General features: G+C 72.5%; 30 protein-coding genes. 7 read left to right on the top strand and 23 right to left on the bottom strand.

All coding sequences use genetic code 11. The features are described 5' to 3' along the window. Window positions 1–101: 101 nt before the first annotated feature. From ACGF3J_RS04975 to tsaB, 5 genes are all read right to left on the bottom strand, one after another. The gene (locus ACGF3J_RS04975) at window positions 102–1,154 is read right to left on the bottom strand and encodes a LacI family DNA-binding transcriptional regulator (RefSeq protein WP_161327673.1); all 1,053 of its coding nucleotides are present in this window, start codon (window positions 1,152–1,154) and stop codon (window positions 102–104) included. A gap of 381 nt (window positions 1,155–1,535) precedes the next feature. Further along, complete coding sequence (locus tag ACGF3J_RS04970) at window positions 1,536–1,790, bottom strand: hypothetical protein (RefSeq protein WP_161327674.1); 255 nt, start codon at window positions 1,788–1,790, stop codon at window positions 1,536–1,538. Beyond that, window positions 1,787–2,911: a tRNA (adenosine(37)-N6)-threonylcarbamoyltransferase complex transferase subunit TsaD gene (gene tsaD / locus ACGF3J_RS04965; protein WP_161327675.1), complete on the bottom strand. Its 1,125-nt coding sequence runs from the start codon at window positions 2,909–2,911 to the stop codon at window positions 1,787–1,789. Before tsaD ends, ACGF3J_RS04970 begins: the two co-directional genes overlap by 4 nt. Further along, the gene (gene rimI / locus ACGF3J_RS04960; RefSeq protein ID WP_161327696.1) at window positions 2,904–3,389 is read right to left on the bottom strand and encodes a ribosomal protein S18-alanine N-acetyltransferase; all 486 of its coding nucleotides are present in this window, start codon (window positions 3,387–3,389) and stop codon (window positions 2,904–2,906) included. The genes tsaD and rimI overlap by 8 nt, the downstream gene beginning before the upstream one ends. 50 nt (window positions 3,390–3,439) lie before the next feature. After that, window positions 3,440–4,093: a tRNA (adenosine(37)-N6)-threonylcarbamoyltransferase complex dimerization subunit type 1 TsaB gene (gene tsaB, locus ACGF3J_RS04955; protein ID WP_161327676.1), complete on the bottom strand. Its 654-nt coding sequence runs from the start codon at window positions 4,091–4,093 to the stop codon at window positions 3,440–3,442. Between the two features lie 151 nt (window positions 4,094–4,244). Here tsaB and ACGF3J_RS04950 point away from each other — a divergent pair, with 151 nt between their 5' ends. Then, on the top strand, window positions 4,245–4,799 hold the full coding sequence (locus tag ACGF3J_RS04950) for a hypothetical protein (RefSeq protein WP_161327677.1): 555 nt from the start codon (window positions 4,245–4,247) through the stop codon (window positions 4,797–4,799). 55 nt (window positions 4,800–4,854) lie between these two features. On the opposite strand, the gene ACGF3J_RS04945 is transcribed toward ACGF3J_RS04950, so the two are convergent. The 4 genes from ACGF3J_RS04945 to alr all read right to left on the bottom strand — a co-directional run bounded on the left by ACGF3J_RS04945 (window position 4,855) and on the right by alr (window position 8,196). Further along, window positions 4,855–5,028, bottom strand: coding sequence for a hypothetical protein (locus tag ACGF3J_RS04945; protein WP_202557797.1), 174 nt, complete (start codon window positions 5,026–5,028; stop codon window positions 4,855–4,857). A gap of 145 nt (window positions 5,029–5,173) precedes the next feature. After that, the gene (gene tsaE / locus ACGF3J_RS04940) at window positions 5,174–5,707 is read right to left on the bottom strand and encodes a tRNA (adenosine(37)-N6)-threonylcarbamoyltransferase complex ATPase subunit type 1 TsaE (protein WP_161327678.1); all 534 of its coding nucleotides are present in this window, start codon (window positions 5,705–5,707) and stop codon (window positions 5,174–5,176) included. Then, complete coding sequence (locus tag ACGF3J_RS04935; protein WP_161327679.1) at window positions 5,673–6,932, bottom strand: alpha/beta fold hydrolase; 1,260 nt, start codon at window positions 6,930–6,932, stop codon at window positions 5,673–5,675. The genes tsaE and ACGF3J_RS04935 overlap by 35 nt, the downstream gene beginning before the upstream one ends. A gap of 97 nt (window positions 6,933–7,029) precedes the next feature. Continuing rightward, window positions 7,030–8,196, bottom strand: a complete 1,167-nt coding sequence (gene alr / locus ACGF3J_RS04930) for an alanine racemase (RefSeq protein ID WP_161327680.1) — start codon at window positions 8,194–8,196, stop codon at window positions 7,030–7,032. 89 nt (window positions 8,197–8,285) lie between these two features. Here alr and ACGF3J_RS04925 point away from each other — a divergent pair, with 89 nt between their 5' ends. Further along, entirely contained in the window at window positions 8,286–8,657 is a 372-nt protein-coding gene (locus ACGF3J_RS04925) for a holo-ACP synthase (RefSeq protein WP_161327681.1), read from the top strand. A 38-nt stretch (window positions 8,658–8,695) separates the two neighbouring features. Here ACGF3J_RS04925 and ACGF3J_RS04920 read toward each other — a convergent pair whose 3' ends face one another. Next, window positions 8,696–9,304, bottom strand: coding sequence for a helix-turn-helix domain-containing protein (locus ACGF3J_RS04920; protein ID WP_161327682.1), 609 nt, complete (start codon window positions 9,302–9,304; stop codon window positions 8,696–8,698). Window positions 9,305–9,376: 72 nt separating this feature from the next. Between ACGF3J_RS04920 and ACGF3J_RS04915 the strand changes: the two genes are divergently transcribed. Both ACGF3J_RS04915 and ACGF3J_RS04910 read left to right on the top strand, forming a co-directional pair. Further along, window positions 9,377–10,843, top strand: a complete 1,467-nt coding sequence (locus ACGF3J_RS04915; RefSeq protein ID WP_161327683.1) for an NAD(P)H-hydrate dehydratase — start codon at window positions 9,377–9,379, stop codon at window positions 10,841–10,843. A 351-nt stretch (window positions 10,844–11,194) separates the two neighbouring features. Beyond that, window positions 11,195–11,656 carry an ASCH domain-containing protein gene (locus tag ACGF3J_RS04910; RefSeq protein WP_161327684.1) on the top strand — a complete coding sequence of 154 codons (462 nt, stop codon included), beginning with the start codon at window positions 11,195–11,197 and terminating at the stop codon, window positions 11,654–11,656. Between the two features lie 12 nt (window positions 11,657–11,668). On the opposite strand, the gene glmS is transcribed toward ACGF3J_RS04910, so the two are convergent. Further along, a complete protein-coding gene (gene glmS / locus ACGF3J_RS04905) occupies window positions 11,669–13,516 on the bottom strand; it encodes a glutamine--fructose-6-phosphate transaminase (isomerizing) (RefSeq protein ID WP_161327685.1) in 1,848 nt (615 codons plus the stop codon). A gap of 96 nt (window positions 13,517–13,612) precedes the next feature. Then, the gene (locus ACGF3J_RS04900; RefSeq protein WP_161327686.1) at window positions 13,613–14,404 is read right to left on the bottom strand and encodes a hypothetical protein; all 792 of its coding nucleotides are present in this window, start codon (window positions 14,402–14,404) and stop codon (window positions 13,613–13,615) included. Window positions 14,405–14,640: 236 nt separating this feature from the next. On the opposite strand from ACGF3J_RS04900, the gene coaA reads away from it, so the two are divergent. Both coaA and ACGF3J_RS04890 read left to right on the top strand, forming a co-directional pair. After that, window positions 14,641–15,630, top strand: coding sequence for a type I pantothenate kinase (gene coaA / locus ACGF3J_RS04895; RefSeq protein ID WP_161327687.1), 990 nt, complete (start codon window positions 14,641–14,643; stop codon window positions 15,628–15,630). A gap of 31 nt (window positions 15,631–15,661) precedes the next feature. Continuing rightward, a complete protein-coding gene (locus ACGF3J_RS04890) occupies window positions 15,662–16,603 on the top strand; it encodes a DUF389 domain-containing protein (RefSeq protein ID WP_161327688.1) in 942 nt (313 codons plus the stop codon). A 79-nt stretch (window positions 16,604–16,682) separates the two neighbouring features. On the opposite strand, the gene glmM is transcribed toward ACGF3J_RS04890, so the two are convergent. From glmM to ACGF3J_RS04870, 4 genes are all read right to left on the bottom strand, one after another. Then, window positions 16,683–18,041: a phosphoglucosamine mutase gene (glmM, locus tag ACGF3J_RS04885; protein ID WP_161327689.1), complete on the bottom strand. Its 1,359-nt coding sequence runs from the start codon at window positions 18,039–18,041 to the stop codon at window positions 16,683–16,685. A 157-nt stretch (window positions 18,042–18,198) separates the two neighbouring features. Then, window positions 18,199–18,711: a 30S ribosomal protein S9 gene (gene rpsI / locus ACGF3J_RS04880; protein WP_073725049.1), complete on the bottom strand. Its 513-nt coding sequence runs from the start codon at window positions 18,709–18,711 to the stop codon at window positions 18,199–18,201. 42 nt (window positions 18,712–18,753) lie between these two features. Beyond that, window positions 18,754–19,197, bottom strand: coding sequence for a 50S ribosomal protein L13 (gene rplM, locus ACGF3J_RS04875; protein WP_122615770.1), 444 nt, complete (start codon window positions 19,195–19,197; stop codon window positions 18,754–18,756). Window positions 19,198–19,404: 207 nt separating this feature from the next. Then, window positions 19,405–20,610: a glycosyltransferase 87 family protein gene (locus ACGF3J_RS04870; RefSeq protein ID WP_161327690.1), complete on the bottom strand. Its 1,206-nt coding sequence runs from the start codon at window positions 20,608–20,610 to the stop codon at window positions 19,405–19,407. A 74-nt stretch (window positions 20,611–20,684) separates the two neighbouring features. Here ACGF3J_RS04870 and ACGF3J_RS04865 point away from each other — a divergent pair, with 74 nt between their 5' ends. Next, window positions 20,685–21,578, top strand: a complete 894-nt coding sequence (locus tag ACGF3J_RS04865) for a hypothetical protein (protein WP_161327691.1) — start codon at window positions 20,685–20,687, stop codon at window positions 21,576–21,578. On the opposite strand, the gene truA is transcribed toward ACGF3J_RS04865, so the two are convergent. The 7 genes from truA to infA form a co-directional block, all read right to left on the bottom strand. Then, window positions 21,579–22,433, bottom strand: a complete 855-nt coding sequence (gene truA / locus ACGF3J_RS04860; protein WP_161327692.1) for a tRNA pseudouridine(38-40) synthase TruA — start codon at window positions 22,431–22,433, stop codon at window positions 21,579–21,581. Window positions 22,434–22,574: 141 nt separating this feature from the next. Then, window positions 22,575–23,075: a 50S ribosomal protein L17 gene (gene rplQ, locus ACGF3J_RS04855; RefSeq protein WP_161327693.1), complete on the bottom strand. Its 501-nt coding sequence runs from the start codon at window positions 23,073–23,075 to the stop codon at window positions 22,575–22,577. Window positions 23,076–23,218: 143 nt separating this feature from the next. Next, the gene (locus ACGF3J_RS04850; protein ID WP_003966937.1) at window positions 23,219–24,241 is read right to left on the bottom strand and encodes a DNA-directed RNA polymerase subunit alpha; all 1,023 of its coding nucleotides are present in this window, start codon (window positions 24,239–24,241) and stop codon (window positions 23,219–23,221) included. Between the two features lie 147 nt (window positions 24,242–24,388). Beyond that, entirely contained in the window at window positions 24,389–24,793 is a 405-nt protein-coding gene (gene rpsK / locus ACGF3J_RS04845; protein ID WP_007443997.1) for a 30S ribosomal protein S11, read from the bottom strand. Window positions 24,794–24,860: 67 nt separating this feature from the next. Continuing rightward, window positions 24,861–25,241, bottom strand: a complete 381-nt coding sequence (gene rpsM / locus ACGF3J_RS04840; protein ID WP_003974244.1) for a 30S ribosomal protein S13 — start codon at window positions 25,239–25,241, stop codon at window positions 24,861–24,863. Between the two features lie 187 nt (window positions 25,242–25,428). Beyond that, window positions 25,429–25,542 (bottom strand): 50S ribosomal protein L36, encoded by a 114-nt coding sequence (rpmJ, locus tag ACGF3J_RS04835; protein ID WP_003974245.1) that lies wholly within the window; start codon window positions 25,540–25,542, stop codon window positions 25,429–25,431. A gap of 68 nt (window positions 25,543–25,610) precedes the next feature. Then, window positions 25,611–25,832, bottom strand: a complete 222-nt coding sequence (gene infA, locus ACGF3J_RS04830; protein WP_003948620.1) for a translation initiation factor IF-1 — start codon at window positions 25,830–25,832, stop codon at window positions 25,611–25,613. Window positions 25,833–26,369 lie beyond the last annotated feature (537 nt).

Below are 26,369 nucleotides of genomic sequence, written 5' to 3'. Positions count from 1 at the left end.
GGACTCCTGCTCGGCTCGGCCTGCGGAGCGACTCGGACTCCTGCGCGGCCGGGGTGCGGAGCGCCCCGGGCTTCCGCGTGGCCCGGGGCGCTCCGCGTGGCTCAGACGGTGCCGGGCGCCGCCGTGCTGCTGCGTACCTCCAGGCTGGTGGCCAGCTCCACCCGGGTCGCCGACGCGGAGCCGTCGTCCCGCCCGAGGTCCAGGACCAGCCGTGCCGCCGCCTCGGCCATCTCCGTCAGCGGCTGCCGTACGGTCGTCAGCGGCGGCCCCACCCAGCGGGCCACCGGCAGGTCGTCGAAGCCGACCACGCTGAGGTCCTGCGGGATGCGCAGCCCCAGCTCGCGCGCGGCCTCGTACAGGCCCAGCGCCTGGAGGTCGTTGCCCGCGAAGACGGCGGTCGGCCGGTCGGGGCGGCGCAGCAGTTCCAGGCCCCGCCGGTAACCGGCCTCGTGGTGGAAGTCGCCGGTCACGATCAGGTCGGGTTCGACCGGCAGCCCGGCGGTCTCCAGTGCGGCCCGGTAGCCGTCGACGCGGGCGCGGCTGCACATCATCCGGGTGGGGCCGCTGATCGCCCCGATGCGGGTGTGCCCGAGGTCGACCAGGTGCCGGGTGGCGGCGAGTCCGCCCTGCCAGTTGGTGGCGCCGATGGACGGCACGTCGGCGCCGGGATCGCCCGCCGGGTCCATCACCACGAACGGGATGGAGCGGCTGGTGAGCAGGGCCCGCTGGGACTCGTCGAGGCCGGACAGGACCAGGATCACGCCGTGCGGACGGCGGGCGGCGACCTGGTCGGCCCAGGTCCGGCCGGGCGTGAGGCGTCCCGCGCTCTCGGAGAGCACCACGCTGAGCCCGGTGTCCCGGGCCACGTTCTCCACGCCCCGGATGACCTCCATCGCCCAGGCGCTCTCCAGCTCGTGGAAGACCAGGTCGATCAGCGGCGAACGGGTCGACTCGGCCCGCCGGCGCCGGTAGCCGTGGGTGCGCAGCAGCTCCTCCACGCGGGCCCGGGTCGACGGCGCGACGTCGGCGCGGCCGTTGAGCACCTTCGAAACAGTCGGCGCCGACACACCGGCCGCACGCGCGATCTCGGCGAGGGTCGCGGTCTGCGCGGACCGCTTTTGCGTCCGGGTTTCAGCGGGCTGCGGGGATGTCATGGCGGCGATCGTATCCCTGCGGGCCCGCTGGACGAAGCCCTCGACGGTCCGGGGACCGGATGGTCACACTGAGCTCGGACCAAAACATTCGGTCGACGCGCCAAAACATTCGACGCCCCTCTCCCGTGCCCGTCGCTTCAGCCCTCCTCCGTCACGAGTTCGGCCGGCCGGAGGAACGCCTCCGTCGTGGCCGGTCGCAGCCGTCGCAGCTGCCAGTCGGGGGACTGCAGGGCGGGGTCGAACGGTACGTACAGGGTCCTCTCAGGTCTGTCACCGCGCACGACCGCGAAACGCCTGTGGAACGCCGGCAAGACGGGCACCCGTGCCCGCACAGCGTGGACCGATCGACGATCGATGCATGACCGCACTTACCGCACCGGATCAGTCACCGACCGACTCGAACCGCCACCGGTGCACCGCCCTCGTGACCAGGTCCCCGTCGGGTTCGGGCAGTTCCGGAAGTTCCGCGTCGTACGGCGCGTCCCACCAGGTGATGACCAGGACCCGGTCCTGCGGGGCGCGCAGGGTCTCGCGGCGGAGCGGGGTGCCGGCGAGGGGCTGGGCGCGGGTCCAGGCCAGCAGGTCCGCGCCCCGGCCGGGCACGGCCCGCGCCTCCCACATCAGGGCGACGGTCACGAGTACAGGTTCTCCTTGCTGACCTCGTGGACGTGGTCGTGCGAGCGGCCGTGACCGTGCCCGTGCCCATTCCCCGGCACGTGCGGGTCGGTCACCGGCAGCGACGAGTCCGCGGACAGGTCCCAGTCGGAGGCGGCCCGGCCCCGGGCGACCATCTCGGCGCCGAGGGCGGCCACCATGGCCCCGTTGTCCGTGCAGAGCTTGGGGCGCGGCACCCGCAGCCGGATGCCGGCCGCCTCGCAGCGCTCCTGGGCCAGCGCGCGCAGCCGGGAGTTGGCGGCGACGCCGCCGCCGATCATCAGGTGGTCGACGCCCTCGTCCTTGCAGGCGCGCACCGCCTTGCGGGTCAGCACGTCCACGACCGCCTCCTGGAAGGACGCCGACACGTCGCGCACCGGCACCTCCTCCCCCGCCGCCCGCTTCGCCTCGATCCAGCGGGCCACGGCGGTCTTCAGCCCGGAGAAGGAAAAGTCGTACGCCGGGTCGCGCGGACCGGTCAGCCCGCGCGGGAAGGAGATCGCGTTCGGGTCGCCCTCGCGCGCGTACCGGTCGATGACCGGGCCGCCGGGGAAGCCCAGGTTCAGCACCCGGGCGATCTTGTCGAAGGCCTCGCCGGCCGCGTCGTCGATGGTGGCGCCCATCGGGCGGACGTCGGAGGTGATGTCCGTCGACAGCAGCAGCGAGGAGTGGCCGCCGGAGACCAGCAGCGCCATCGTCGGCTCGGGCAGCGCGCCGTGCTCCAGCTGGTCGACGCAGATGTGCGAGGCGAGGTGGTTGACGCCGTACAGGGGCTTGCCGAGGGCGTAGGCGTACGCCTTGGCCGCCGAGACGCCGACCAGCAGGGCGCCGGCCAGGCCCGGACCGGCGGTCACCGCGATGCCGTCGAGGTCGCGGGCGCTGACCCCGGCCTCCTTGAGGGCGCGGTCGATGGTGGGGACCATCGCCTCCAGGTGGGCGCGGCTGGCCACTTCGGGGACGACGCCGCCGAAGCGGGCGTGCTCGTCGACGCTGGACGCGATGGCGTCGGCCAGCAGGGTGGTGCCGCGGACGACACCGACGCCGGTCTCGTCGCAGGAGGTCTCGATCCCGAGGACGAGGGGCTCGTCGCGTGAGTCAGCCATGGTGGTCGGTTCCTCGTTCGGTTCCCGGTACGGAGGTGGAAGGGTCGGTCAGGCGCATCACCAGGGCGTCCACGTTGCCCGGCTGGTAGTAACCGCGCCGGAAGCCGATGGGCTCGAAGCCGAACCGCTCGTACAACCGCTGGGCGCGGGTGTTGTCCACCCGGCACTCCAGCAGCACCTCGGTGCATTCGAAGGCGGTCGCGGCCCGCAGCAGCTCGGTCAGCAGCCGTGCGCCGAGGCCGGTCCCCCAGTGGTCCCGGGCGACGGCGATGGTCTGCACGTCGCCCTGCTCCCCGGAGGTGACGAGGCCGGCGTAGCCGACGAGGCGGCCGTCCTCCTCGGCGACCAGGTAGCGCCGGGTCGCCCCGGGGCCGCGCGCGTGGGCCAGCTCGGACCAGAACATGCCCCGCGACCAGGCGTCCTCAGGGAACAGCTCCCGTTCCATGCGGAGCACGGGGTCGATGTCCCACCAGCGCATCTCACGCAGCCCGGCCGCCACGGCCGGGGTCACGGGTTCCGTCGCTCCGGTCACTTGGGCGTGACCACCTTGTAGTTCTTGGGGACCTGGGCGTCGGGCCTGCGCAGGTACAGCGGCCGGGGCTCGGGCAGTTCCTCGCCCGCGGCCAGCTTCTCGGCGGCCAGGCACGCGAGGGCGGCGGCGGACACGTGCTCGGGCTCGTGCGCCTTCGGGAAGGTGTCCGGGTACAGCAGCGCGCCCGCGCCGACGGCCGGTACTCCGGCCACCTGCCCGGCGATGTCGGCGGGGCGGTCGACGGCCGGGTCGGTGAGGCGGGTGCGGGAGTCGGCGTAGCGCGCCCAGTAGACCTCCTTGCGGCGGGCGTCGGTCGCCACCACGAAGGGCCCCTCCAGGTCGGCGGCGTAGGCGAGGCCGTCCAGCGTGCACACGCCGTGCACGGGCACCCCGAGCGCGAGCCCGAAGGTGTCCGCGGTCATCAGGCCGACGCGCAGCCCGGTGTACGGGCCGGGGCCGATACCGGCGACGATCCCGGTGACGGCGTCGAGCCGCAGTCCGGCCTTGGCGAGCACCCGGTCTACGGCGGGCAGCAGCAGCTCGCCGTGCCGGCGTGCGTCCACCTGGCTCGACGAGGCGATGACGTCCGTACCGTCGTGCAGCGCGACGGTCACGGCGGGCGTGGCGGTATCCAGAGCGAGCAAGAGCACGCAAACAGCCTACGGCGCCGCGCGCCCCTCAGTGGACGCTCGGTCGGCGGCCCCCGCCCCTACCCGTGTCGCACAGCGCGGCCGGCACGTCACGGACTGCTACCGTCGCCGGGGAACCCAGGCACGACGTACGACGACGAGGTGGTCGCCCGTGGCAAGCAGCAGCGCCGGTTTCGTCACCGGCCTCACCGCGGCCGCCCTCGCGACCGTCGGCTTCCTCGCCCACCAGGCGTCGGCCAACGTCCCGCCCGGCCTCGGCCGGACCCAGGTCGGCAGCACACCCGCCCCGGGCGCCTCCAAGGCACCGCGCGACCGCAGGCACCCCGAGGCGCTGCCGACCGGATCCGGTCAGGGTGAACGGGTGGTGTACTCCGTGGACGACGACCGGGTGTGGCTGGTCGGCGCGGGCGGCAAGGTGCGGCGCACCTTCCGGGTCACGCCCAGCTCGGTCGACCCGGCGCCGGGCACCTACGCGGTCACCTCCAGGTCCAACCGGGTCACCGGGTCCGACGGCGTCCCGGTCGAGCACGTCGTGCGGTTCACCAGCACCGACGGCGTGGTCATCGGGTTCAGCGCGGCGCTCGACGGCTCGACGGCGAAGCCCGATCCGGGCGAGCGCACCGGCGGCATCCGGGAGTCGCGCGCGGACGGCGACGCGATGTGGCGGTTCGCGACGATCGGGCAGCCGGTCGTCGTCGTTCCGTGAGTCGTTTCCTGAGGCACTCCCCGAGTCGCTCCCCGAGGCGCGGAGCCTTGGGAGGTCAGGCGGCCTCGCGGTGCTCCCGGACGGGCCCGCGGGCCTCCGGTTCGGGTGCGCGCGGCGGCGTCGAGACCGCCGCGGCGGCGGCGCAGGACGCCAGCAGTTCACTCATGGGCACCCCGCTGAGCGCGGGCGACTGCGGCCTGCGGCGGGTCTGCGGCTCGGTCTGGGACATGGACGCCTCCTGAAGGTCGGGGGCGGCGTGGTTAGGCATGCCTAACCACGAGCTGGGTACCATGTGACCACGCGCAAGACCCGGAACGCAATATTTTGCCGACGCTTTGTCGGAACACTCCCGGCGGCTTCCGCCGGGGCCGCGCTCAGCCGGCGAGCACGCTCATGTCGGCCTCGGCCCAGCGCGCGCCGACGCCGGTCACCGTCACGTGCCGCACCTCGTCCGTGGTGTCGCCGACGGCGCGGTGGATCCACAGCTGCAACCGGTCGTCGGTCAGCTCCTCGACCTTGCCCTCGCCCCACTCCACGACGATCACCGAGTCGGGCAGGGAGACGTCGAGATCGAGGTCCTCCATGTCGTCCAGGCCGCCGGAGAGCCGGTAGGCGTCCACGTGGACGAGCGGCGGGCCGTCACCGAGCGAGGGATGTACGCGGGCGATCACGAAGGTCGGGGAGGTGACGGCGCCGCGCACCCCCAGGCCCTCGCCGAGCCCCCGGGTCAGCGTCGTCTTGCCCGCGCCCAGCTCCCCGCTGAGCATCACCAGGTCACCGGCGCGCAGCAGCTTGGCGAGCCTGCGGCCCAGTTCCCGCATCTGCTCGGGGGAGGTGACGGTGATCTCGGTCTCGGCGACGGGCCGGTCCGGCTCAGCCGGGCCCCGCGCTGCTGCTGGTGCTTCCATAGCCGTCCACGGTAGCCGCTGCGGGCACCGCGCCCGCGCGGGCGAGCAGGTCGGCCAGGCGGTCCGTGACCAGCTCCGGGTGCTCCAGCATCACCAGGTGCCCCGCGTCGGGGACCAGCACCAGCTCCGCGTCCGGCAGCAGTCCCGCGATCGCCTCGCTGTGCTCGCTGGGCGTCACCAGGTCCCGCACGCCGGCCAGCACCAGGACCGGCAGTCCGGCGAAGTGGGCGAGGGCCTCGGTCTTGTCGTGGTCGTTGAAGGCCGGGTAGTACTCGGCGACCACGTCGATCGGCGTCGACTCGATCATCCGCTCGGCGAACCGGGCCACGGCCGGGTCGACGTCCCGGGTGGCGAACGAGTACCGCTTGATGATCCCGGCGAACAGGTCCGCCGTCGCCCGCCGCCCCTTCTCCACCAGCTCGGCGCGCTGCCCCAGCGCCTTCAGCACGCCCGGCAGCACCCGCCGGACCGCGTTGACACCGGCCACCGGCAGCCCGAAGTTGACCTCGCCGAGGCCGCCGGAGGAGGTGCCGACCAGGGCGACGCCGACGACCCGCTCGCGGACCAGGTCGGGGAAGGCGTCGGCCAGGGCCATCACGGTCATGCCGCCCATGGAGTGCCCGACCAGCACGATCGGCCCCTCGGGCACGGCCGCGTCGATGACGGCCTTCAGGTCCCGGCCCAGCTCCTCGATGGTGACCGGGCGGCCGTCCCGCGCCTGGGCCACGCCCCGCGCGGACCGGCCGTGGCTGCGCTGGTCCCAGTGCACGGTGCGGACGACGCCCCGCAGAGCGGCCCGCTGGAAGTGCCAGGAGTCCTGGTTGAGGCAGTAGCCGTGGCTGAAGACGACGGTCACCGGAGCGGGCTCCTTGCGGCCGAACAGCCGCCGCCTGCGCCGGGTGAGCGCGGACTCCGCCGCCGGTTCGACGTCGTCGACCTCGTAGTACAGCTCGGTGCCGTCGTCGGCGTACGCCTTGCCGGGGTTGCCGCGCAGTCCGCCGTACGGTCCCGCCGAGTCCAGGGCGAGCCGGGCCTTCTGACGCATCCCGCGGCCGACCGTCAGCCGCTCTATCGCCACGCCGGCCGCCGCGCCCGCCGCGACCACGCCTATGGCGACGCCGGCGATGCCGGTCGCCCGGCGCCAGCCGCCGGCGGCGGCCTCGGTGGCCGCTTCCGTGGCGGAGGCGACGGCCGACACGACGGCCTCCGCGTTGCTCTCGCTCACGTACACCGCTCCTCTTCGCCGGGCCGCTGTGCGGATACCCACTGGTTGCCGATTCACCTCAACGCGCGTCACGCGCCCAACTGGGTGTACCGACGCGTCACTCGTTCACATAGACGCGCGGGACGCGGGATCCGATCCGGGTGACGATCTCGTACCCGATGGTGCCCGCCGCCTGCGCCCAGTCCTCGGCGGTGGGCTCGCCGCGGTCGCCGGGCCCGAACAGCACCGCCTCGGCACCCGGTTCGGGCCGGTCGCCGCCGAGGTCGACGACGAACTGGTCCATCGCGATCCGTCCCGCCACGGTGCGCCACTTGCCGTCGACCAGGACGGGGCCGGTGGAGGAGGCGTGGCGCGGGATGCCGTCCGCGTAGCCGAGGGGGACGAGGCCGAGGGTGGTGTCGCCGGGGGTCGTGTAGTGGTGCCCGTAGCTGACGCCGTGGCCACCGGGGACCTGCTTGACCAGGGCCAGCGCGGCGGTCAGCGTCATCACGGGCCGCAGTCCGAGGTCGGCGGGGGTGCCGATCTCGGGGCTGGGCGAGACGCCGTACATCGCGATGCCGGGCCGCACCAGGTCGAAGTGGGCCTCGGGGAGGGTGAGCGTGGCCGGCGAGTTGGCGATGTGCCGCACGTCGGGGCGTACGCCCTGCCGCTCGGCGTACGCGGTCATCTCCTGGAAGAGGGTGAGCTGGGCGGCGATGGAGGGGTGCCCGGGTTCGTCGGCGCAGGCGAAGTGCGACCAGAGACCGGTGACCCGGAGCACGCCCTCGGCCTCGGCCCGCAGGGCCTGACGGACCAGTTCCGCCCAGTCCGCGCCCGGCTGGCAGCCGCCCCGGCCGAGCCCGGTGTCGGCCTTGAGCTGCACGAGCGCGGGGCGCCCGGCGAGCCGTGCCGCCGCGGTGACCTCCGTCAGGGCCCACAGGGCGCTGACGGAGACGTCGAGACCGGCCTCGACGGCCTCCCGCCAGGGGCCGCCCGGCGTCCACAGCCAGCACATGATCCGTACGTCGTCCGGCACCCCTGCGTCCGCACGCAGGGCGAGTGCCTCGTGCGGGGTGGCCGTGCCCAGCCAGGTCGCGCCCGCCTCGACGGCCGCGCGGGCGCAGGGTGCCGCGCCGTGGCCGTATCCGTCGGCCTTGACGACGGCCATGAGAGCCGCCCCGGGGGCCCGTTCGCGCAGGGCGCGGACGTTGGCCCGCAGGGCGGCCAGGTCGATCTCGGCCCGGGCCCGCAGTACCGCGTCCCGCCGAGCAGCTGTCTCACTCATCGTGCCCACAGTCTCTCAGAGCCCCCGGCCGCCGCCGTGTGCCCGGCGTCACCGCCGGGCGGCGGCCGGCAGTGGCTAGGGTGCCCGGCATGAGCATCATCGGGGTCGGGATCGACGTGGCCGAGATCGAGCGGTTCGGGGCGTCGCTGGAGCGCACACCGGCCCTGGCGGAGCGGCTCTTCCTGGAGAGCGAGTTGCGGCTGCCGAGCGGGGAGCGCCGGGGCGTCGCCTCGCTCGCCGCCCGCTTCGCGGCGAAGGAGGCGCTCGCGAAGGCGCTGGGCGCGCCGGCCGGCCTGCTCTGGACGGACGCCGAGGTGTACGTCGAGGACAGCGGCCGGCCGCGGCTGCGGGTGACGGGGACAGTGGCGGCGCGGGCGGCGGAGCTGGGCGTGGCGTCGTGGCACGTGTCGCTCAGCCATGACGCGGGCGTGGCCTCGGCGGTGGTGATCGCGGAGGGGTAGCGCCTCCTCCAAGGATCCCCAGGTGCCGTCAAGGGTTCCTAGGCCCCGCCCCCGGTCGGCCGGACCCGGATGTGCATGCGCTCGCCCTGGGCGCCGTACAGGGCGATCCACTCGACCGGCCGGTCCCCCGCGTTGGCGATGCCGTGCGGGACGCGGGTGTCGAACTCCGCGGTCTCGCCGGCCGTCAGGACGAGGTCGTGGTCGCCGAGGGCGAGGAGCAGGCGGCCGGAGAGGACGTAGAGCCACTCGTGGCCCTCGTGGGACCCCTGTTCGGGACGCGGGCCGCCCGGGGTCCGCGGGACGGCCGGGGCGGGGAGGATCTGCTTGTAGGCGTGCAGCCCGTCGTTCGGGTTCCGGGTGAGCGGGACCCAGGTCTGGCCGTGCCGGGTGAAGGGCCGGGGGTGGACGCGGGGGTCGCCGGTGCTGGAGCCGACCAGTTCGTCCAGGGGCAGGCGGTGGGCCCTGGCCAGCGGCAGCAGGTGCCGCAGTCCGGGCTCCCGTTGCCCCGACTCCAGCCGGGACAGCGTGCTCACGGAGACGCCGGTGGCCGCGGCGAGCTGCGCCAGGGTGAGCCCGCGGGCCTGCCGGATCGCCCGCAGGCGGGTCCCCAGCGAGGTCATGACCTGTGCCGTCTCCTCGTCGCCCATGCGACAACTGTCCCGCACATCGCGGGCGCCGGGCTCGTGCGTGTTCCGGGCGTACGGGGAAGACTCGACGGCATGCGGACTGCGTACAGCGTGGAGACGGTCAGGACGGCGGAACGCCAGGAGATGGCACGGCTGCCGGAGGGCGCGTTGATGCAACGGGCCGCCGCCGGGCTGGCCGCCGCCTGCGCCGAGGTGCTCGGGCGGGTGGCGGGCCGGGTCTACGGCAGCCGGGTGGTGCTGCTGGTCGGCAGCGGGGACAACGGCGGTGACGCCCTGTACGCCGGGGCGCGGCTGGCCCGGCGGGGGGCGGGGGTGACGGCGGTGCTGCTGGCGCCGGACCGCGCGCACGGACCGGGGCTGGCCGCGTTGCGCCGGGCGGGTGGCCGGGCGGTGGCGGGCGGGCCTCAGACCGGTGCCGGGTCGGCCGTGGAGCTGGTCACGCGGGCCGACCTGGTCGTCGACGGGATCATCGGGATCGGCGGCAAGGGCGGGTTGCGGGAGGAGGCGGTGCCGCTCGCGGACGCGGCCGCGCGGTCCCGGGCCGCCGTCGTCGCCGTCGACCTGCCGAGCGGGGTCGACGCGGACACGGGGGAGGTGCGGGGGGCCGCGGTCCGCGCCGACCTGACGGTCACCTTCGGGGCGCACAAGCCGGGGCTGCTGGTCGATCCGGCGCGGGAGTACGCCGGTTCGGTGCGGCTGGTGGACATCGGGCTGCCGCTGCCCGGTGAGGCGGCCGAGCTGGAGGCCCTGCAGCACGCGGACGTGGCCCGGCTGCTGCCGGTGCCGGGCGCGGAGAGCGACAAGTACCGGCGGGGGGTCGTGGGGGTCGCCGCCGGGTCGGCCCGCTATCCGGGCGCGGCGGTGCTCGCCGTCGCCGGTGCGCTGCGGGGCGGGGCCGGGGCGGTGCGGTACGTCGGTCCGGCGGGGGACGCGGTGATCGCCCGCTTCCCGGAGACGCTCGTGTCCGAGCGGGGCCCGAAGCGGGCGGGGCGCGTGCAGGCGTGGGTGGTCGGACCGGGGGCCGGAGACGACGCGGGGACGGTGGCCGAGGTGCTGGCGGCCGAGGTGCCGGTGCTGATCGACGCGGACGGGCTGCGGCTGGCCGACGCGGACGCGGTCCGGGCACGCACGGCGGCGACGCTGATGACGCCGCACGCCGGGGAGGCGGCCGCCCTGCTCGGGGTGGGCCGGGAGGAGGTCGAGGGGGCGCGACTGGCCTCGGCGCGGGAGCTGGCGGCGCGGTACGGGGCGACGGTGCTGCTGAAGGGCTCGACGACGGTGGTGGCGGGGCCGGACGGAGGGCCGGTCCGGGTCAACCCGACGGGCACGTCGTGGCTCGCGACGGCCGGGAGCGGGGATGTGCTCTCCGGGCTCGCGGGCTCCCTGCTGGCGGCCGGGCTGTCGGCCCGGGACGCGGGGAGCGCGGCGGCGTACCTGCACGGCCTGGCGGGCCGCTTCGCGGCTCAGGGAGCGCCGGTGGGCGCGCACGACGTGGCGGCGGCGATCCCGCGGGCGTGGCGGGATGTGCAGGAGGGCTGAGCAGGGGGCGTACTCCCGGAAGGCGGCCCAGAAGGCCGGTCGGGAGGCCGGTCGGGAGACCGGCCGGAAGGCCGTCCGGGAGACCGGTCGGGAGACCGGCCGGGAGGCCGTCCGGGAGACCGGTCGCAAGGCCGGCCGCAAGGCCGGCGGGTCGGCGGGTCGGCGGGTCGGCGGGTCGGCGGGTCGGCGGGTCGGCGGGTCGGCGGGTCGGAAGACGGTCCACAAGGCCCCTCCCGAGGACGGTCCAGAAGGCCGTCCCGAAGACGGTCCGAAAGGCGGGTCCCGCAAGCGGTCCGGAAGACGGTCCCCGCAAGCGCCCACCCGCCGCCCCGCCCTGCGTAGGGTGGTCGCATGATCCCCGGTCAGGACCCCGTGCCCGCGGACCTCGGCTCGCTGCCCAAGGTCGAGTTCGCCTTCCCCGGCCTCCTGCGCGACCGGCTCGTCGCGGCGGTCCTCGACGGGTCGAAGACCTCCACGACCGGCCTGCTCGTCGACTACGAGCACGAGGGCGAGCCGCTGCCGCGGGCCGGCGACCGCGGGGTGCTCGTCGACTCGCACGAGCACCCCGTGGCCGTCGTCGAGGTGACCGGGGTACGCGTGGTCCCGCTCGGCGAGGTGGATCTCGCCCACGCGGTGGACGAGGGCGAGGGGTACACCAGCGTGGCCGAGTGGCGGGCGGGCCACGAGGAGTTCTGGCACGGCGAGGAGATGCGCGCGGCCCTGGACGACCCGGAGTTCACCGTGGACGACACGACGCCCGCGGTGCTGGAGCGCTTCCGGGTCGTCAGCGTGCTGCCCGCCCCCGCCCGCTGAGGCGCCGCTCGGTCACTCGACCGTCACGGACTTCGCCAGGTTCCGCGGCTGGTCCACCTCGTTGCCCCGGGCCGTCGCCAGCTCGCACGCGAAGACCTGCAACGGCACCGTCGCCACCAGCGGCTGGAGCAGGGTCGGCGTGGCCGGGATGCGGACCAGGTGGTCGGCGTACGGGACGACCGCCTCGTCGCCCTCCTCGGCGATCACGATGGTGCGGGCGCCCCGGGCCCTGATCTCCTGGATGTTCGACACGATCTTGTCGTGCAGGACGGAGCGCCCGCGCGGCGACGGCACGACCACGACGACCGGCAGGTCCTCCTCGATCAGCGCGATCGGCCCGTGCTTCAGCTCCCCCGCCGCGAACCCCTCGGCGTGCATGTACGCCAACTCCTTGAGCTTCAGCGCGCCTTCGAGGGCGACCGGGTGCCCGACGTACCGGCCCAGGAACAGCACCGTGTTCTTGTGGGCGAGGGAGCGCGCCAGCTCGCGCACGGGCTCCATGGTCTCCAGCACCCGCTCGACCGCACCGGAGATCCGCGAGAGGTCGCGGACGACGTCGCGGATCTCGTCGCCGTACTTGGTGCCCCGCACCTGCCCGAGGTAGAGGGCGACCAGGTAGCAGGCGACCAGCTGGGTGAGGAACGCCTTGGTGGAGGCGACGGCGACCTCGGGCCCCGCGTGCGTGTAGAGCACCGCGTCGGACTCGCGCGGGATGGTGGAGCCGTTGGTGTTGCAGATGGCCAGCACCTTGGCACCCTGCTCGCGGGCGTGGCGCAGGGCCATGAGGGTGTCCATGGTCTCGCCGGACTGGGAGATGGCGACGACCAGCGTCTGCTGGTCGAGGATCGGGTCGCGATAGCGGAACTCGCTGGCCAGCTCCACCTCGCAGGGGACGCGCGTCCAGTGCTCGATGGCGTACTTGGCGATCAGCCCGGCGTGGAAGGCCGTACCGCAGGCGACGATGACGACCTTGTCGACCTCGCGCAGCACCCCCGGCGGGATGCGCACCTCGTCCAGGCTCAGCATGCCGGACCCGTCGATGCGGCCCAGCAGGGTGTCGGCGACCGCCTTGGGCTGCTCGGCGATCTCCTTGAGCATGAAGTAGTCGTAGCCGGCCTTCTCGGCGGCCGAGGCGTCCCAGTCGACGTGGTACGAGCGGACCTCGGCGGGGCTGCCGTCGAAGCCGGTGACCGTCACACCGTCCCGGCGCAGTTCGACGACCTGGTCCTGGCCCAGCTCGAGGGCGTCCCGGGTGTGCGCGATGAAGGCCGCCACGTCCGAGGCGAGGAAGGACTCGCCCTCCCCCACGCCCACCACCAGCGGCGAGTTGCGGCGGGCGCCGACGACCACGTCCGGCGCGTCCGCGTGCACCGCGACCAGGGTGAACGCGCCCTCCAGCCGCCGGCACACCAGCCGCATCGCCTCGGCGAGGTCGGCGCAGGCGGAGAACTCCTCGGCGAGCAGGTGGGCGACGACCTCGGTGTCGGTCTCGGAGGGCAGTTCGTGGCCGCGCTCGGCCAGCTCGGCCCGCAGGGGCGCGAAGTTCTCGATGATGCCGTTGTGCACCACGGCCACCCGGCCCGCGTTGTCGAGGTGCGGGTGGGCGTTGGTGTCGGTGGGGCCGCCGTGGGTGGCCCAGCGGGTGTGGCCGATGCCGGTCGCGGCGGACGGCAGCGGGTGTTCGGACAGTTCCTTGTCGAGGTTGACGAGCTTGCCGGCCCGCTTCGCGGCGGCGAGGCCGCCGTCCGCGAGCACGGCCACGCCCGCCGAGTCGTATCCCCGGTACTCGAGCCGCTTCAGTCCGGCCATCACGACATCGAGCGCCGACTGCGACCCCACGTATCCCACGATTCCGCACATGCCCGGCAGCCTACGATCAGATTCGATCCCGAACCGGCCTTGTCGTGCCCGAAATCGGAAATTCCCACCGGGGTACGAACACCCCGGCGGCCGGACTCAGCCCAGCTTGGCGAGCTGCGCGTCGCTGATCTCGGTGGGGAACGGGAAGTCCTTGCCGGTGCCGGCGGAGGCCAGATTGAGGACGGTGAAGGTGGCCACGGTGGAGCCCTTGCGGGTGACGGACACCTTGACCGGGAACTCGTCGCCGTCCTCCCCGACCATCGTCATCGTCATGGCGACGGACTCGTCCGCCCCGCCGGTCGCCTCTCCCTGCGCCACCTTGGCGATCTTGGCCGGTTCACCCATTGCGGTGAAGGTGAAGCCGCCGGCGCAGGCGCCGGCCGCCTCCTTCACGTCCTTCAGCACCGCCTCGGCGCCGCCGTCGTCGTAGGTCGCCAGCGTCACCAGCGCCTTGTCCAGGTCGAACGCGGCGCCGATGGCCTCCTCGGTGCCCGCGTCGCCGGACGGCTTCTTCGGGCCCTCGGTCCAGCTCCGCTTGACGGCCGCCGCGGGCTCGCCCAGGGGGACACCGGTCTCGGCGAAGGCGAGCGGCTCGCACTCCGCCTTGTCGCCCTTCACCTTGTCCTTGGCCACGTCGTCCGTCGCCGACACCTTGGTGACCTTGCCGTTCTTGACGTCCGCCTGCGCCAGGGCCGCCTTCTCCAGCTCGGCCGCGGTGAGCGCCGGGGCCGCGGAAGCCGCCCCGCCGCCCGCGTCCTTGCCGTCGCCGGACACCTTGCCGCCGCTGCCGTCGCCGCCGTCGTCGGAGGACCCGCAGGCGGTGACGAGCAGGGCCAGGGCGGCGGCGGAGGCCGCGAGCGCGGTACGGCGGATGACGGTCAGTCTCACGTCGGGCTCTTTCTTCCAGATGGCGGATGCCCTCGAAGGTCCGCACACCACGCAGGCGCCAGGACAAACATCCGTACAAACGTGCGATGACTCTAGACACAGCGGACTGACAGGTGATCAGGACTGTGCCAGCCGATATCCGACCGTGACGCCCACGTGATCTCCGCCGCGACGGCCCGGTGCGGGCGTGACACAGCCCACCTGCCGCCCCGTTCAAACTCCGTTAACAATGGACTGTGATCTCTCCGGTCCCCTCGATACCGCGGAGCGCCCACCGGCACCGGCCGGAGGCGACTCCCTACGTCGACCTCACCCGCCCCGAGTGGAGCGCGCTGCGCGAGAAGACGCCGCTGCCGCTGACCGCCGAGGAGGTCGAGAAGCTGCGCGGCCTCGGCGACGTCATCGACCTCGACGAGGTGCGGGACATCTACCTCCCGCTGTCCCGGCTCCTCAACCTCTACGTCGGCGCCACCGACGGGCTGCGCGGAGCCCTGAACACCTTCCTGGGCGCGCAGGGTTCCCAGTCCGGCACCCCGTTCGTCATAGGGGTCGCCGGCTCGGTCGCGGTCGGCAAGTCCACCGTCGCCCGCCTGCTCCAGGCGCTGCTGTCCCGCTGGCCCGAGCACCCGCGCGTGGAACTGGTCACGACCGACGGCTTCCTGCTGCCGACGCGGGAACTGGAGCAACGCGGCCTGATGTCCCGCAAGGGCTTCCCCGAGTCGTACGACCGCCGGGCCCTGACCCGCTTCGTCGCCGACATCAAGGCGGGCAAGGCGGAGGTCACGGCACCCGTGTACTCCCACCTCATCTACGACATCGTCCCGGACCAGAAGCTCGTCGTCCGCCGCCCCGACATCCTGATCGTCGAGGGCCTCAACGTGCTCCAGCCCGCGCTGCCCGGCAAGGACGGCCGCACCAGGGTCGGGCTCGCCGACTACTTCGACTTCAGCGTGTACGTCGACGCCCGCACGGAGGACATCGAGCGCTGGTACCTCAGCCGCTTCCGGAAGCTGCGCGAGACCGCCTTCCAGAACCCGTCCTCGTACTTCCGCAAGTACACCCAGGTGTCGGAGGAGGAGGCCCTCGACTACGCCCGCACCACCTGGCGCACCATCAACAAGCCCAACCTGGTGGAGAACGTGGCCCCCACCCGGGGCCGGGCCACCCTCGTCCTGCGCAAGGGCCCCGACCACAAGGTGCAGCGCCTCAGTCTGCGCAAGCTGTGACGCGGGGCGCGGTCGACGGTAGAAATACCGGATGCTGCATCTGCGCCTGATCACCCCGGCCGACCGGACCGACGAGGTGGTCCGACTGATCGACCGTACCGTCGGCACCACTCATCTCGTCGTCCTGCCGGGCGTCGCCCGCGAGCCCGAGGGGGACGTCGTCATGTGCGACGTGGCCCGTGAGGCGGGTGACGAACTCATCGGCGGCCTGCGGTCGTTGGGCATCGACAGCTGCGGCGCCATCACCGCGGAGAACATCGACCTGTCCCTCTCCGAGCGGGCCGACAAGGCGGAGAAGGACGCCCCGGGCGAGCCCGCCGACGCGGTGCTGTGGGAGCAGTTGGAGGAGGCGACGCACGAGGAGTCGACCCTCTCCGTCACCTACGTCGCCTTCATCACGCTGGCCACGATGATCGCGGCCTGCGGTGTGGTGCTGGACAACGCGATCCTGATCGTGGGCGCGATGGCGGTCGGCCCGGAGTTCGGACCCCTCGCCGGCGTCTGCACCGCGATCGTCCAACGGGCCCCGCGGCTGGCCCTGCGCTCACTGACCGCCCTGCTGGTGGGCTTCGCGGTGGCGATGACGGTGACGGTGGGCTTCAGCTGGATGATGGACGCGTTCAACCTGTTCAGCGAGGCCAGGCTGGAGGGCGACCGCCCCAACACCGGGTTCGTCTACGCCCCCGACTGGTTCTCCTTCGTGGTGGCGGTCCTGGCCGGGGCCGCGGGGACGCTGTCCCTGACCTCCGCCAAGTCGGGTGCCCTGGTCGGCGTCGCCATCTCGGTGACGACCGTCCCGGCGGCCGCGAACGCGGCCGTGGCCCTCTTCTACGACGACACCCACCAGGCGTTCCGCTCGAGCGAGCAACTCCTGCTCAACCTGGTCGCCATCATCCTGGCCGGCACCCTGACCCTGCTCGCCCAGAAGGCCCTGTGGGCAACCCAACGACGCCGGACAGCGTCACGCCCCTAAGGGGCGCGGGGAACTGCGCGACAAGCCACGACGAACCCGCAGCCCGCGACGGACAGAACCCCCGCCCCCAACCCGGCGATTACCCCAGCGCGGACTTGACGGAATCCGCCAGCCGCCCGGCAACAGACCGAGCCTGCTCGATGTCCGCCGCCTCGACCATCACCCGCACGAGCGGCTCGGTCCCGGACGACCGCAGCAACACCCGCCCGGTACTGCCCAGCTCCCGCTCGGCCTCGGAGACCGCCGTCGCCAACTCGGCAGAGGTCGTCACCCGCGACTTGTCCACGTCCGGCACATTGATCAGCACCTGCGGCAGCCGCTCCATGACGCCCGCCAGTTCCCGCAGCGAGCGGCCGGTCTGCGCGACCCGCGCCGCCAGCATCAGCCCGGTCAGCGTGCCGTCACCGGTGGTGGCGTGGTCGAGGATGATGACGTGCCCGGACTGCTCGCCGCCGAGGGCGTAGCCGTGCTCCTTCATCTCCTCCAGGACGTACCGGTCACCGACGCCGGTCTGCACGAACCGGATGCCCTCGCGCTCCATGGCGAGCTTGAAGCCCAGGTTGGACATGACCGTCGCGACGACCGTGTCCGAACGCAGCGCCTCCCGCTCCCGCATGGCCAGCGCGAGCACGGCGAGGATCTGGTCGCCGTCCACCTCCGCGCCGGTGTGGTCGACGGCCAGGCAGCGGTCGGCGTCACCGTCGTGGGCGATGCCGAGGTGCGCGCCGTGCTCGACGACGGCGGCCTTGAGCAGGTCGAGATGGGTGGAACCGCAGCCGTCGTTGATGTTGAGGCCGTCGGGCACCGCACCGATGGTGACCAGCTCGGCACCGGCCCGCGCGAACGCCTCCGGCGAGACCCGGGAGGCCGCGCCGTGCGCCTCGTCGAGGACGATCTTCAGACCGTCGAGCCGGTTCGGGAGGACACCGACGAGGTGCGCGACGTACTGGTCGAGCCCTTCGTCGTAGTCCCGCACCCGGCCCACGCCGGCGCCGGTCGGGCGGTCCCAGGGGGCGCCGGTGCGGTGCTCCGCGTAGACGGACTCGATCCGGTCCTCCAGCTCGTCGGCGAGCTTGTGGCCGCCGCGGGCGAAGAACTTGATGCCGTTGTCGGGCATGGCGTTGTGGCTGGCGGACAGCATCACGCCGAGGTCGGCGCCGAGCGCGCCGGTGAGGTGGGCCACCGCGGGCGTCGGCAGCACGCCGACCCGCAGCACGTCCACGCCGGCGCTGGCCAGACCCGCGACGACGGCGGCTTCCAGGAACTCGCCGGAGGCGCGCGGATCCCGGCCGACCACCGCGGTCGCCCGGTGTCCGGCGAAGGTGCCCGCCTCGGCCAGTACGTGCGCCGCGGCCACGGAGAGTCCGAGCGCCAGCTCGGCCGTCAGATCCGCGTTGGCGACGCCGCGCACGCCGTCCGTGCCGAAGAGTCGTCCCACTTGTCCTCCTGAGGAAACGTCAATTCCGAACACAAGCATTTCAGCTTCTGAACGCTTGAACGTCTTGTGCCGTTATACGCCCAACGACGGGGATAGACGAACGCCCCGGCAGCACAGTGGCGTGCCGCCGGGGCGTTCGGAGTACAGCCGGTGCGACTTAGCGCTTGCTGTACTGCGGAGCCTTGCGGGCCTTCTTCAGACCGGCCTTCTTGCGCTCGACCGCACGGTCGTCGCGCTTGAGGAAGCCGGCCTTCTTGAGCGGACCGCGGTTGTTGTCGACGTCGGCCTCGTTCAGGGCGCGGGCGACACCGAGACGGAGCGCGCCGGCCTGGCCGGAGACACCGCCACCGGCGATGCGGGCGACGACGTCGTAACGGTCGTCCAGCTCGAGCACCTTGAAGGGCTCGTTGACCTCCTGCTGGTGCACCTTGTTGGGGAAGTAGTCCTCAAGGGTGCGGCCGTTGATCTTCCACTTGCCGGTGCCCGGGACGATCCGGACGCGGGCGATGGCGTTCTTGCGACGGCCCAGGCCGGCGGCCGGCTGGGGCTCGCCGAAGGCGGAGGCCATGGACTCCGAGGTGTACTCACCCTCGACGGGGACCTCGGACTCGGTGGTGTAGCTGTCGATGTCGATCTCTTCGAGCGGCTGCTCGGCAGTGGTCTCGGCCACGATGCTCCTCAGATTCTCTTCAGTCTTAGGGGGTGGCCGGAACTACTGCGCGACCTGGGTGATCTCGAACGGCTGCGGCTGCTGCGCGCCGTGCGGGTGCTGGTCACCCTTGTAGACCTTCAGCTTCGAGAGCATCTGACGGCCCAGCGAGTTCTTGGGGAGCATGCCCTTGACGGCCTTCTCCACCGCCTTCTCCGGGTTCTTGTCCAGGAGCTCGTCGTAGCGCACGGAGCGCAGACCGCCCGGGTAGCCGGAGTGGCGGTACGCCATCTTCTGGGTCCGCTTGTTGCCGGAGAGGTGCACCTTGTCGGCGTTGATGATGATGACGAAGTCACCGGTGTCGACGTGGGGCGCGTAGATCGGCTTGTGCTTGCCGCGCAGGATGGAGGCCGCAGTGGTGGCCAGACGACCCAGGACGACGTCCTGAGCGTCGATGACGTGCCACTGGCGCGTCACATCGCCGGGCTTGGGGCTGTACGTACGCACGGTTCGTAGCCTTCGCTTCTTCAGTGAGTGGTCCTGACATGGTCACCGAAGACGATCACGACAGCCCTGACCGCACCGCGGTGACGCATACCGCGTGCTGGTCGCTGGTCATCGGTCCCGGTGGACCGGTGTAAGGGCCCCTCACGTGAGAATGAGCAAGCCAATACACATACGACTGTGCAGAATACCCGGGCGGCCACGGCCGGGTCAAAACGGGGTCGCCGGGGCCCGCGCGGGCTCCGGCGACCGCCCGGTCGGCACCCGGCCGCCGGCGTCCGGCGCACCGGCCCGGCCCTGCCGCGCCACCGTCACCGCGAGCACGCACAGGGTGAACGCGTCCCGGAAGGCCCGGCGCCGCTCCGAATCCAGCCAGGGCCAGGTCAGCCCCGGTACCTGGGGCACCAGGGAGATCCAGAACCACACCCCGCGGGCCACCGATCCACCGTACGGCAGCCCGGCGAGCAGCAGCGGCACGGCGACCAGGAGGTAGTGGTCGTAGGAGGGCCGGGAGACGAGGAACGCCGAGAGCATCAGTCCGGCGCCGGTCTCCGCGAGCCGCAGCGGACCGGGGTCCCCGCGGCGCCAGCGCCGGTATGCGCAGAGCACCCCGGCGCACGCCGCCGCCACCGCGAGCCCCTGTGCGAGCCCCTGCGGCACCCCCAGCCGGGGCAGCACGGCCGCCGGGGAGGCCTCGTAGAGCCGCACGAAGCCGTCGTCGCCGCGCAGCAGGAAGGGCAGGGTGCGGGTGAAGAAGCCGGCCGGGTCGGGCATCGCCAGCGCCGCCGCCCCGGAGGCCAGCGCGGGTACCAGCACGGCGGTCGCCAGCGCCCGCCACCGTCCGGCGAACAGGAAGAGGAGCAGGACGGGCGCGAGCAGCGGCTTGAGCGCGACCGCCGCGCCGACGACCGCCCCCGCCGCCGTCCACCGGCCCCGGCCGGCCAGCAGCAGGGACAGCGGGAGCGCCACGGTCGCCGTCACCGTCCAGTTGCCGAGCCGCACCAGGTGCCCGAACGGCGCGAAGCCCACCGCGAGCCCGGTCAGCCCGAGGACGGCGAGTCGGCTGCCGAGCGGCACGCGGTGCAGCCGCAGCGCACAGGCCCAGGCCAGCGCCAGCAGGACCGTCACCGCGCACGGGACCAGCACCGGCAGCACGGCCCCGGGCAGCAGCGCCTGCGGGACGGCGGCGAGGACCGCGCTCGGAAAATAGAGGAAGTGCGGATCGTCGTACGGGGAGCCGCCGTCCAGCCAGGTGCGGGCGGCCCGCACGACGATCGCGTTGTCCATCCCGCCGTCCGAGGTCACACGTGCCGCGTGGGCCGCGCAGGCCGCCAACACGGTCACGAGAACCGCCCACAGGTGCCCTCCCGCAGGCCGCACCAACCACCCGGAGATGTCGCTTTTGCCCGTCCGCATGCACGGAACGCTAGGCGCTGCGGGCCCCGGGGACGCGCACCAGCACGCCGCTCGGCCCGTCTAAGATGCGCCCCATGAGCTTTGGGCAGGGGGGACCTCAGTCACAGTGGGATCCCTGGACACCGCAGTCGCAGCAGCAGCAACAGCAGCCCTGGAACAGTGGTGAAAGCGACAACACCCCGGACTGGGCGGCCCTCGCCGAGGCCTCCGAGGCCCGTGCCAAGCGCCGCCGGCTGTTCCTCATCGGCGGGGGCGCGCTGGCCACCGTGGCGATAGCCAGTGCCGTCGCCGTGGCCGTGGTCTCGGCCAACGGCTCCGGTCAGGCCTCCGACAGCCCGTCCTCGCAGCTGCCCGGGACGGCCGACATCCCGAGCGCGACGGCCACCGCCCCCTCCTTCGCGCCGACCAGCGCCCCGCCGCCGCTGGACCCGAAGGACTTCGTCGCCAGCGCCAAGAAGGACAAGGCCCCGCTCAGCCCGGACCTGCTCTTCCCCGGCACGCAGCTGACCATGGGCGAGACTGTCTACAAGAAGGGACCGACGGCCGACACCCGCACCTGCGGCTCGGCCGTCCAGGGCACCCTGCCGAAGGTCCTGAACGACAACGACTGCACCCGCCTGATCCGCGTCACGTACACCCAGGGCGACACCGCCGTGACCGTCGGCGTGGCCGTCTTCGACACCGAGGCGCAGGCCGCCAAGGCCAAGAAGCAGGCCGACAAGAAGAGCATCGTGCGCTCGCTGTCCGGCGGCGGGGTCAAGTCCTTCTGCACCGGCGCCGTCTGCCGCTCCACCACCAACTCCTACGGCCGCTACGCCTACTTCACCGTCGCGGGCTCCACCAGCGGCAAGGACGTCACGGAGAAGTCCACGGAGGTGTTCCGGGCCGGCGACGACCTCGCGGAGTTCGCCTTCCGGCAGATCCGCGGGCGCGGTGAGGCCCAGGCGTCGGCGGCGGCGGAGGGCTGATCAGCAGCAGCCGGCCCCGGGCAGGGACCGCTTGTTGCGGGCCTCCTTGTTCCGGGCGGCGAGCAGCTCGTCCGCCGGGTAACCGACCTCCTCCAGCGTCAGCCCGTGCGGGCGTACGACGTGCACGGCCGAGTCGCGGACCCCGGCGGCCAGCACCTTCGCCGGCCAGTCGGGCGTCCGGTGTCCGTCGCCGACGAACAGCAGCGCCCCGATGAGGGAGCGCACCATGTTGTGGCAGAAGGCGTCGGCCCGCACGGTGGCGGTGACGATCCCGTCCTCCCCGCGCACCAGGCTCAGCTCCTGCAGCGTCCGGATGGTGGTGGCCCCCTCCCGCTTCTTGCAGTAGGCGGCGAAGTCGTGCTCGCCCAGCAGTCCGCGGGCGGCCTCGTTCATGGCGTCCACGTCGAGCGGCCAGTCGTGCCACAGGACGTGGCCGCGCAGCAGCGGGTCGACGCCGCCCGGGTTGTCGGTGACCCGGTAGGCGTAGCGCCGCCAGACCGCGGAGAACCGGGCGTTGAAGCCGCCGGGCGCCTCACGCAGGGCCCACACCCGCACGTCCCTCGGCAGCCGCCCCGCGAGCCGCTTGAGCAACTTCACGTGGTGCTCGGCCCACACCTCGCGCGGCAGGTCGACATGGGCCACCTGTCCCCGGGCGTGCACCCCGGCGTCGGTGCGGCCCGCCACGGTCAGTTCGTACGTCTCCCGGGACCGCGTGACGGTCCGCAGCGCGTCCTCGATCTCCCCCTGCACGGTCCGCCGCCCGCCGGCCTGCTTGGCCCACCCGGAGAACTCGCTCCCGTCGTAGGAGAGATCCAACCGCACCCGGACGTACCCGGCCTCAACTTCGTCACTCACTCCAGGATCCTCTCAGGTGCACAAAAAAGCGGGCCCGCCCCCTACAGGGGACGGACCCGCAACGCCCTCAAGGGGCGCGGGGAACTGCGCGACAAGCCACGACGAACCCGCAGCCGCAATCGCACAGCCCCCGGCAGACGCTTAGGCGTCCTTCGACTCCTCGGCGGGAGCCTCGGCAGCCTCGTCGCCCTTGGTCGTGTCGACCTTGGTCTCGGCAACGTCGGCGTCCTTGGCGGCACGCTTGGTGGCGGCCTCGGCCTCACCGGTCGCCTGCTGCGCCACGGTCAGCGCCTCGACCAGCTCGATGACGGCCATGGGCGCGTTGTCGCCACGGCGGTTACCGATCTTGGTGATGCGCGTGTAACCACCGGGGCGGTTCTCGTAGCGCGGGCCGATCTCGGTGAAGAGCGTGTGGACGACGCTCTTGTCCGTGATCACCTGGAGCACCTGACGGCGGTTGTGAAGGTCGCCCTTCTTCGCCTTGGTGACCAGACGCTCGGCGTACGGGCGCAGGCGGCGGGCCTTCGCCTCGGTGGTTGTGATCTTGCCGTGCTCGAAGAGCGACTTCGCGAGGTTCGCGAGGAGCAGCTTCTCGTGCGCGGCGCTGCCGCCCAGACGGGCACCCTTGGCGGGCTTCGGCATGGTGTTTCTCCTAGGTGTCTGCCCCGGCCGTATCAGGTACCGAAGTCAGTATCCGAGCGGGCGGTCGCCCGTCGGAGACCCCGCGCCCAAGGGGCGCGGGGAACTGCGCGACCAGCCACAGCGGTCCCGCAGCCGAAAACCGATCAGTACTGCTCGGTCTCCACGAACCCGGCGTCCGCGTCGTCGTCGGCGCCGAAGGCGTCCGCGGCGGCGGTCGGGTCGAATCCGGGAGGCGAGTCCTTCAGCGCAAGCCCCATACCCGCGAGCTTGGCCTTGACCTCGTCGATGGACTTCGCACCGAAGTTGCGGATGTCCAGCAGGTCGGCCTCGGAGCGGGCGACGAGCTCACCCACGGAGTGGATGCCCTCGCGCTTGAGGCAGTTGTACGACCGAACGGTGAGCTCCAGCTCCTCGATCGGCAGCGCCAGATCGGCGGCGAGCGCGGCGTCCGTCGGGGACGGACCCATGTCGATGCCCTCGGCGTCGATGTTCAGCTCGCGGGCGAGACCGAACAGCTCGACCAGGGTCTTGCCGGCCGACGCCATGGCGTCGCGCGGACGCATGGCCTGCTTGGTCTCGACGTCGACGATCAGCTTGTCGAAGTCGGTGCGCTGCTCGACACGCGTGGCCTCGACCTTGTACGTGACCTTGAGAACCGGCGAGTAGATCGAGTCGACCGGGATGCGCCCGATCTCCTGACCGACCTGCTTGTTCTGCACGGCGGAGACGTAGCCGCGACCGCGCTCCACGGTCAGCTCCATCTCCAGCTTGCCCTTGCCGTTGAGCGTGGCGAGGACGAGGTCGGGGTTGTGCACCTCGACACCGGCCGGGGGCGCGATGTCGGCGGCGGTGACCAGACCCGGGCCCTGCTTGCGCAGGTACATCACGACGGGCTCGTCGTGCTCGGACGACACGACCAGCTGCTTGATGTTGAGGATCAGGTCGGTGACGTCCTCCTTGACGCCCGGCACGGTGGTGAACTCGTGCAGGACACCGTCGATCCGGATGCTGGTGACAGCAGCGCCGGGGATCGAGGAGAGGAGCGTACGACGCAGGGAGTTGCCGAGGGTGTAGCCGAAGCCCGGCTCCAGCGGCTCGATGACGAACCGGGAGCGGAACTCGTCGACGACCTCTTCGGTCAACGAGGGACGCTGAGCGATCAGCATGTGGTGATCCTTCAGTCAGGGGCGCCCGCTATTTGACGCCCGACCAGTACTGCAAGGGTACGGGCGATACGACCCGAAGGAGCCGTACCGCCCGAAAACCCTGGTGAAGCGGGTGAAGCGATGAAGCGACGTCGCGGCGGAACGCGATCAGACGCGACGGCGCTTCGGGGGACGGCAGCCGTTGTGCGGGGTGGGCGTGACGTCCTGGATCGAGCCGACCTCGAGGCCGGTCGCCTGCAGGGAGCGGATGGCGGTCTCACGACCGGAACCCGGGCCCTTGACGAACACGTCGACCTTGCGCATGCCGTGCTCCTGGGCGCGGCGGGCAGCCGACTCGGCGGCCATCTGCGCGGCGAACGGCGTGGACTTCCGGGAGCCCTTGAAGCCGACGTGGCCGGCGGAGGCCCAGGAGATCACGTTGCCGGTCGGGTCCGTGATGGACACGATCGTGTTGTTGAACGTGCTCTTGATGTGCGCGTGGCCGTGAGCGACGTTCTTCTTTTCCTTGCGGCGCACCTTCTTGGTCGCGCCCTGACGTCCCTTGGGGGGCATGTCGTTCTCCTACGGGAGGTGGTCGGTCCTACAGCGAAGACCGCTGGACGGCGAAGTCCGCTGCGGACTACTTCTTGCCCGGCTTCTTCTTGCCGGCGATGGCGCGACGCGGGCCCTTGCGGGTGCGGGCGTTCGTGCTGGTGCGCTGACCGCGGACGGGCAGGCCACGACGGTGACGCAGACCCTGGTAGGTGCCGATCTCGACCTTGCGGCGGATGTCGGCCTGGACCTCGCGGCGAAGGTCACCCTCGGTCTTGATGTTGTTGTCGACGTACTCGCGGATCGCGACGAGCTGCTCCTCGGAGAGGTCCCGAACACGGGTGTTCGGGTCCACGCCGGTGGCGGCGAGCGTCTGCTGCGAGAGGGTCCGGCCAATGCCGAACACGTAGGTGAGGGCGATCTCGACGCGCTTTTCGCGCGGGATGTCAACACCGGAAACGCGTGCCATTCAATGGCTCCAGTTGATTGTCGGAGGTCTTCCACAGAACCGGTCCCCGGCCGCCGTATGAGGTACGAGTCGGGTCCCCGGCCTCCGAACCGGGGGTGTCGGACGCCTGGGCGCCCGGGTTCTGCGTATGAACATGTTCAGCTCGCGTCGCGCGAAGTCCTGCGAATCGCGGAGGGACGGTCGTGCGTCAGCCCTGGCGCTGCTTGTGGCGCGGGTTGTCGCAGATGACCATGACCCGACCGTGACGGCGGATCACCCTGCACTTGTCGCAGATCTTCTTGACGCTCGGCTTGACCTTCATGGGTGTGAGGTTCTCCGGGTCAGTTGCCGGCGGTCCCGGGGCCTGACGGCCTGGGACGTGGGCAAGATCTACTTGTACCGGTAGACGATCCGGCCACGCGTCAGGTCGTACGGAGACAGCTCCACCACGACCCGGTCGTCAGGGAGGATGCGGATGTAGTGCATGCGCATCTTGCCGCTGATGTGTGCCAGGACCTGGTGGCCGTTCTGGAGCTCGACCTTGAACATGGCGTTCGGAAGAGACTCGACGACAGTGCCCTCGATCTCGATGGCACCTTGCTTCTTGGCCACGCTTCGCCCTTCGAATCGACTACCTTGATCGACTCCTGCGCACCGTACGAGCGCATGCAGACATGCGGGTGCACGAGAGCCGACGAGTCAGTCTACGTCAGCAGCCCCTGAAAGGCGAAACGGGGAAGTCTGCCCCGGATGCGAGATCGTTATGCAAGGGCTCCACCCTCGGCACCGACCCCTCACGCCGGCGGATCCGGCGCGACCGTGACACCCGGCTCCGCCGGCTCCGCCCCGCCGCCGGGCGATCCCTCCACGCACCTCTCGCGGGCTCGGCGCCACGGGCGCCGCACAAGCTTCGAGCGGCTGTGCCGGCCTCGGACCGGCGGTCGCGGCTCGGCCCGGCGTCAGGCCAACGGATCCGGCGCCGCCGTCACACCCATCTCCGCCGGCTTCGCCCTGCCCCCGACCGATCTCTTCACGCCCGCCCTCGCGGGCTCCGCGCCACGGGCGCCGCACAAGCTTCGAGCGGCTGTGCCGGCCTCGGACCGGCGGTCGCGGCTCGGCCCGGCGTCAGGCCAACGGATCCGGCGCCGC

It is taken from the genome of Streptomyces sp. NPDC048171 (assembly GCF_043202655.1).
GTDB lineage: Bacteria > Actinomycetota > Actinomycetes > Streptomycetales > Streptomycetaceae > Streptomyces.
This window is presented reverse-complemented; position numbering and strand designations above follow the sequence as displayed.

What these genes read in the sequence shown, in the direction of transcription:
- ACGF3J_RS04975 (WP_161327673.1), bottom strand. Translation starts at nt 1,154, where the DNA reads ATGACATCCCCGCAGCCCGCTGAAACCCGGACGCAAAAGCGGTCCGCG.
- tsaD (WP_161327675.1), bottom strand. Translation starts at nt 2,911, where the DNA reads ATGGCTGACTCACGCGACGAGCCCCTCGTCCTCGGGATCGAGACCTCC.
- rimI (WP_161327696.1), bottom strand. Translation starts at nt 3,389, where the DNA reads ATGCGCTGGTGGGACATCGACCCCGTGCTCCGCATGGAACGGGAGCTG.
- ACGF3J_RS04945 (WP_202557797.1), bottom strand. Translation starts at nt 5,028, where the DNA reads ATGTCCCAGACCGAGCCGCAGACCCGCCGCAGGCCGCAGTCGCCCGCG.
- tsaE (WP_161327678.1), bottom strand. Translation starts at nt 5,707, where the DNA reads ATGGAAGCACCAGCAGCAGCGCGGGGCCCGGCTGAGCCGGACCGGCCC.
- alr (WP_161327680.1), bottom strand. Translation starts at nt 8,196, where the DNA reads ATGAGTGAGACAGCTGCTCGGCGGGACGCGGTACTGCGGGCCCGGGCC.
- ACGF3J_RS04925 (WP_161327681.1), top strand. Translation starts at nt 8,286, where the DNA reads ATGAGCATCATCGGGGTCGGGATCGACGTGGCCGAGATCGAGCGGTTC.
- ACGF3J_RS04920 (WP_161327682.1), bottom strand. Translation starts at nt 9,304, where the DNA reads ATGGGCGACGAGGAGACGGCACAGGTCATGACCTCGCTGGGGACCCGC.
- ACGF3J_RS04915 (WP_161327683.1), top strand. Translation starts at nt 9,377, where the DNA reads ATGCGGACTGCGTACAGCGTGGAGACGGTCAGGACGGCGGAACGCCAG.
- ACGF3J_RS04910 (WP_161327684.1), top strand. Translation starts at nt 11,195, where the DNA reads ATGATCCCCGGTCAGGACCCCGTGCCCGCGGACCTCGGCTCGCTGCCC.
- glmS (WP_161327685.1), bottom strand. Translation starts at nt 13,516, where the DNA reads ATGTGCGGAATCGTGGGATACGTGGGGTCGCAGTCGGCGCTCGATGTC.
- ACGF3J_RS04890 (WP_161327688.1), top strand. Translation starts at nt 15,662, where the DNA reads ATGCTGCATCTGCGCCTGATCACCCCGGCCGACCGGACCGACGAGGTG.
- ACGF3J_RS04870 (WP_161327690.1), bottom strand. Translation starts at nt 20,610, where the DNA reads ATGCGGACGGGCAAAAGCGACATCTCCGGGTGGTTGGTGCGGCCTGCG.
- ACGF3J_RS04865 (WP_161327691.1), top strand. Translation starts at nt 20,685, where the DNA reads ATGAGCTTTGGGCAGGGGGGACCTCAGTCACAGTGGGATCCCTGGACA.
- rplQ (WP_161327693.1), bottom strand. Translation starts at nt 23,075, where the DNA reads ATGCCGAAGCCCGCCAAGGGTGCCCGTCTGGGCGGCAGCGCCGCGCAC.
- ACGF3J_RS04850 (WP_003966937.1), bottom strand. Translation starts at nt 24,241, where the DNA reads ATGCTGATCGCTCAGCGTCCCTCGTTGACCGAAGAGGTCGTCGACGAG.
- rpsK (WP_007443997.1), bottom strand. Translation starts at nt 24,793, where the DNA reads ATGCCCCCCAAGGGACGTCAGGGCGCGACCAAGAAGGTGCGCCGCAAG.
- rpsM (WP_003974244.1), bottom strand. Translation starts at nt 25,241, where the DNA reads ATGGCACGCGTTTCCGGTGTTGACATCCCGCGCGAAAAGCGCGTCGAG.
- rpmJ (WP_003974245.1), bottom strand. Translation starts at nt 25,542, where the DNA reads ATGAAGGTCAAGCCGAGCGTCAAGAAGATCTGCGACAAGTGCAGGGTG.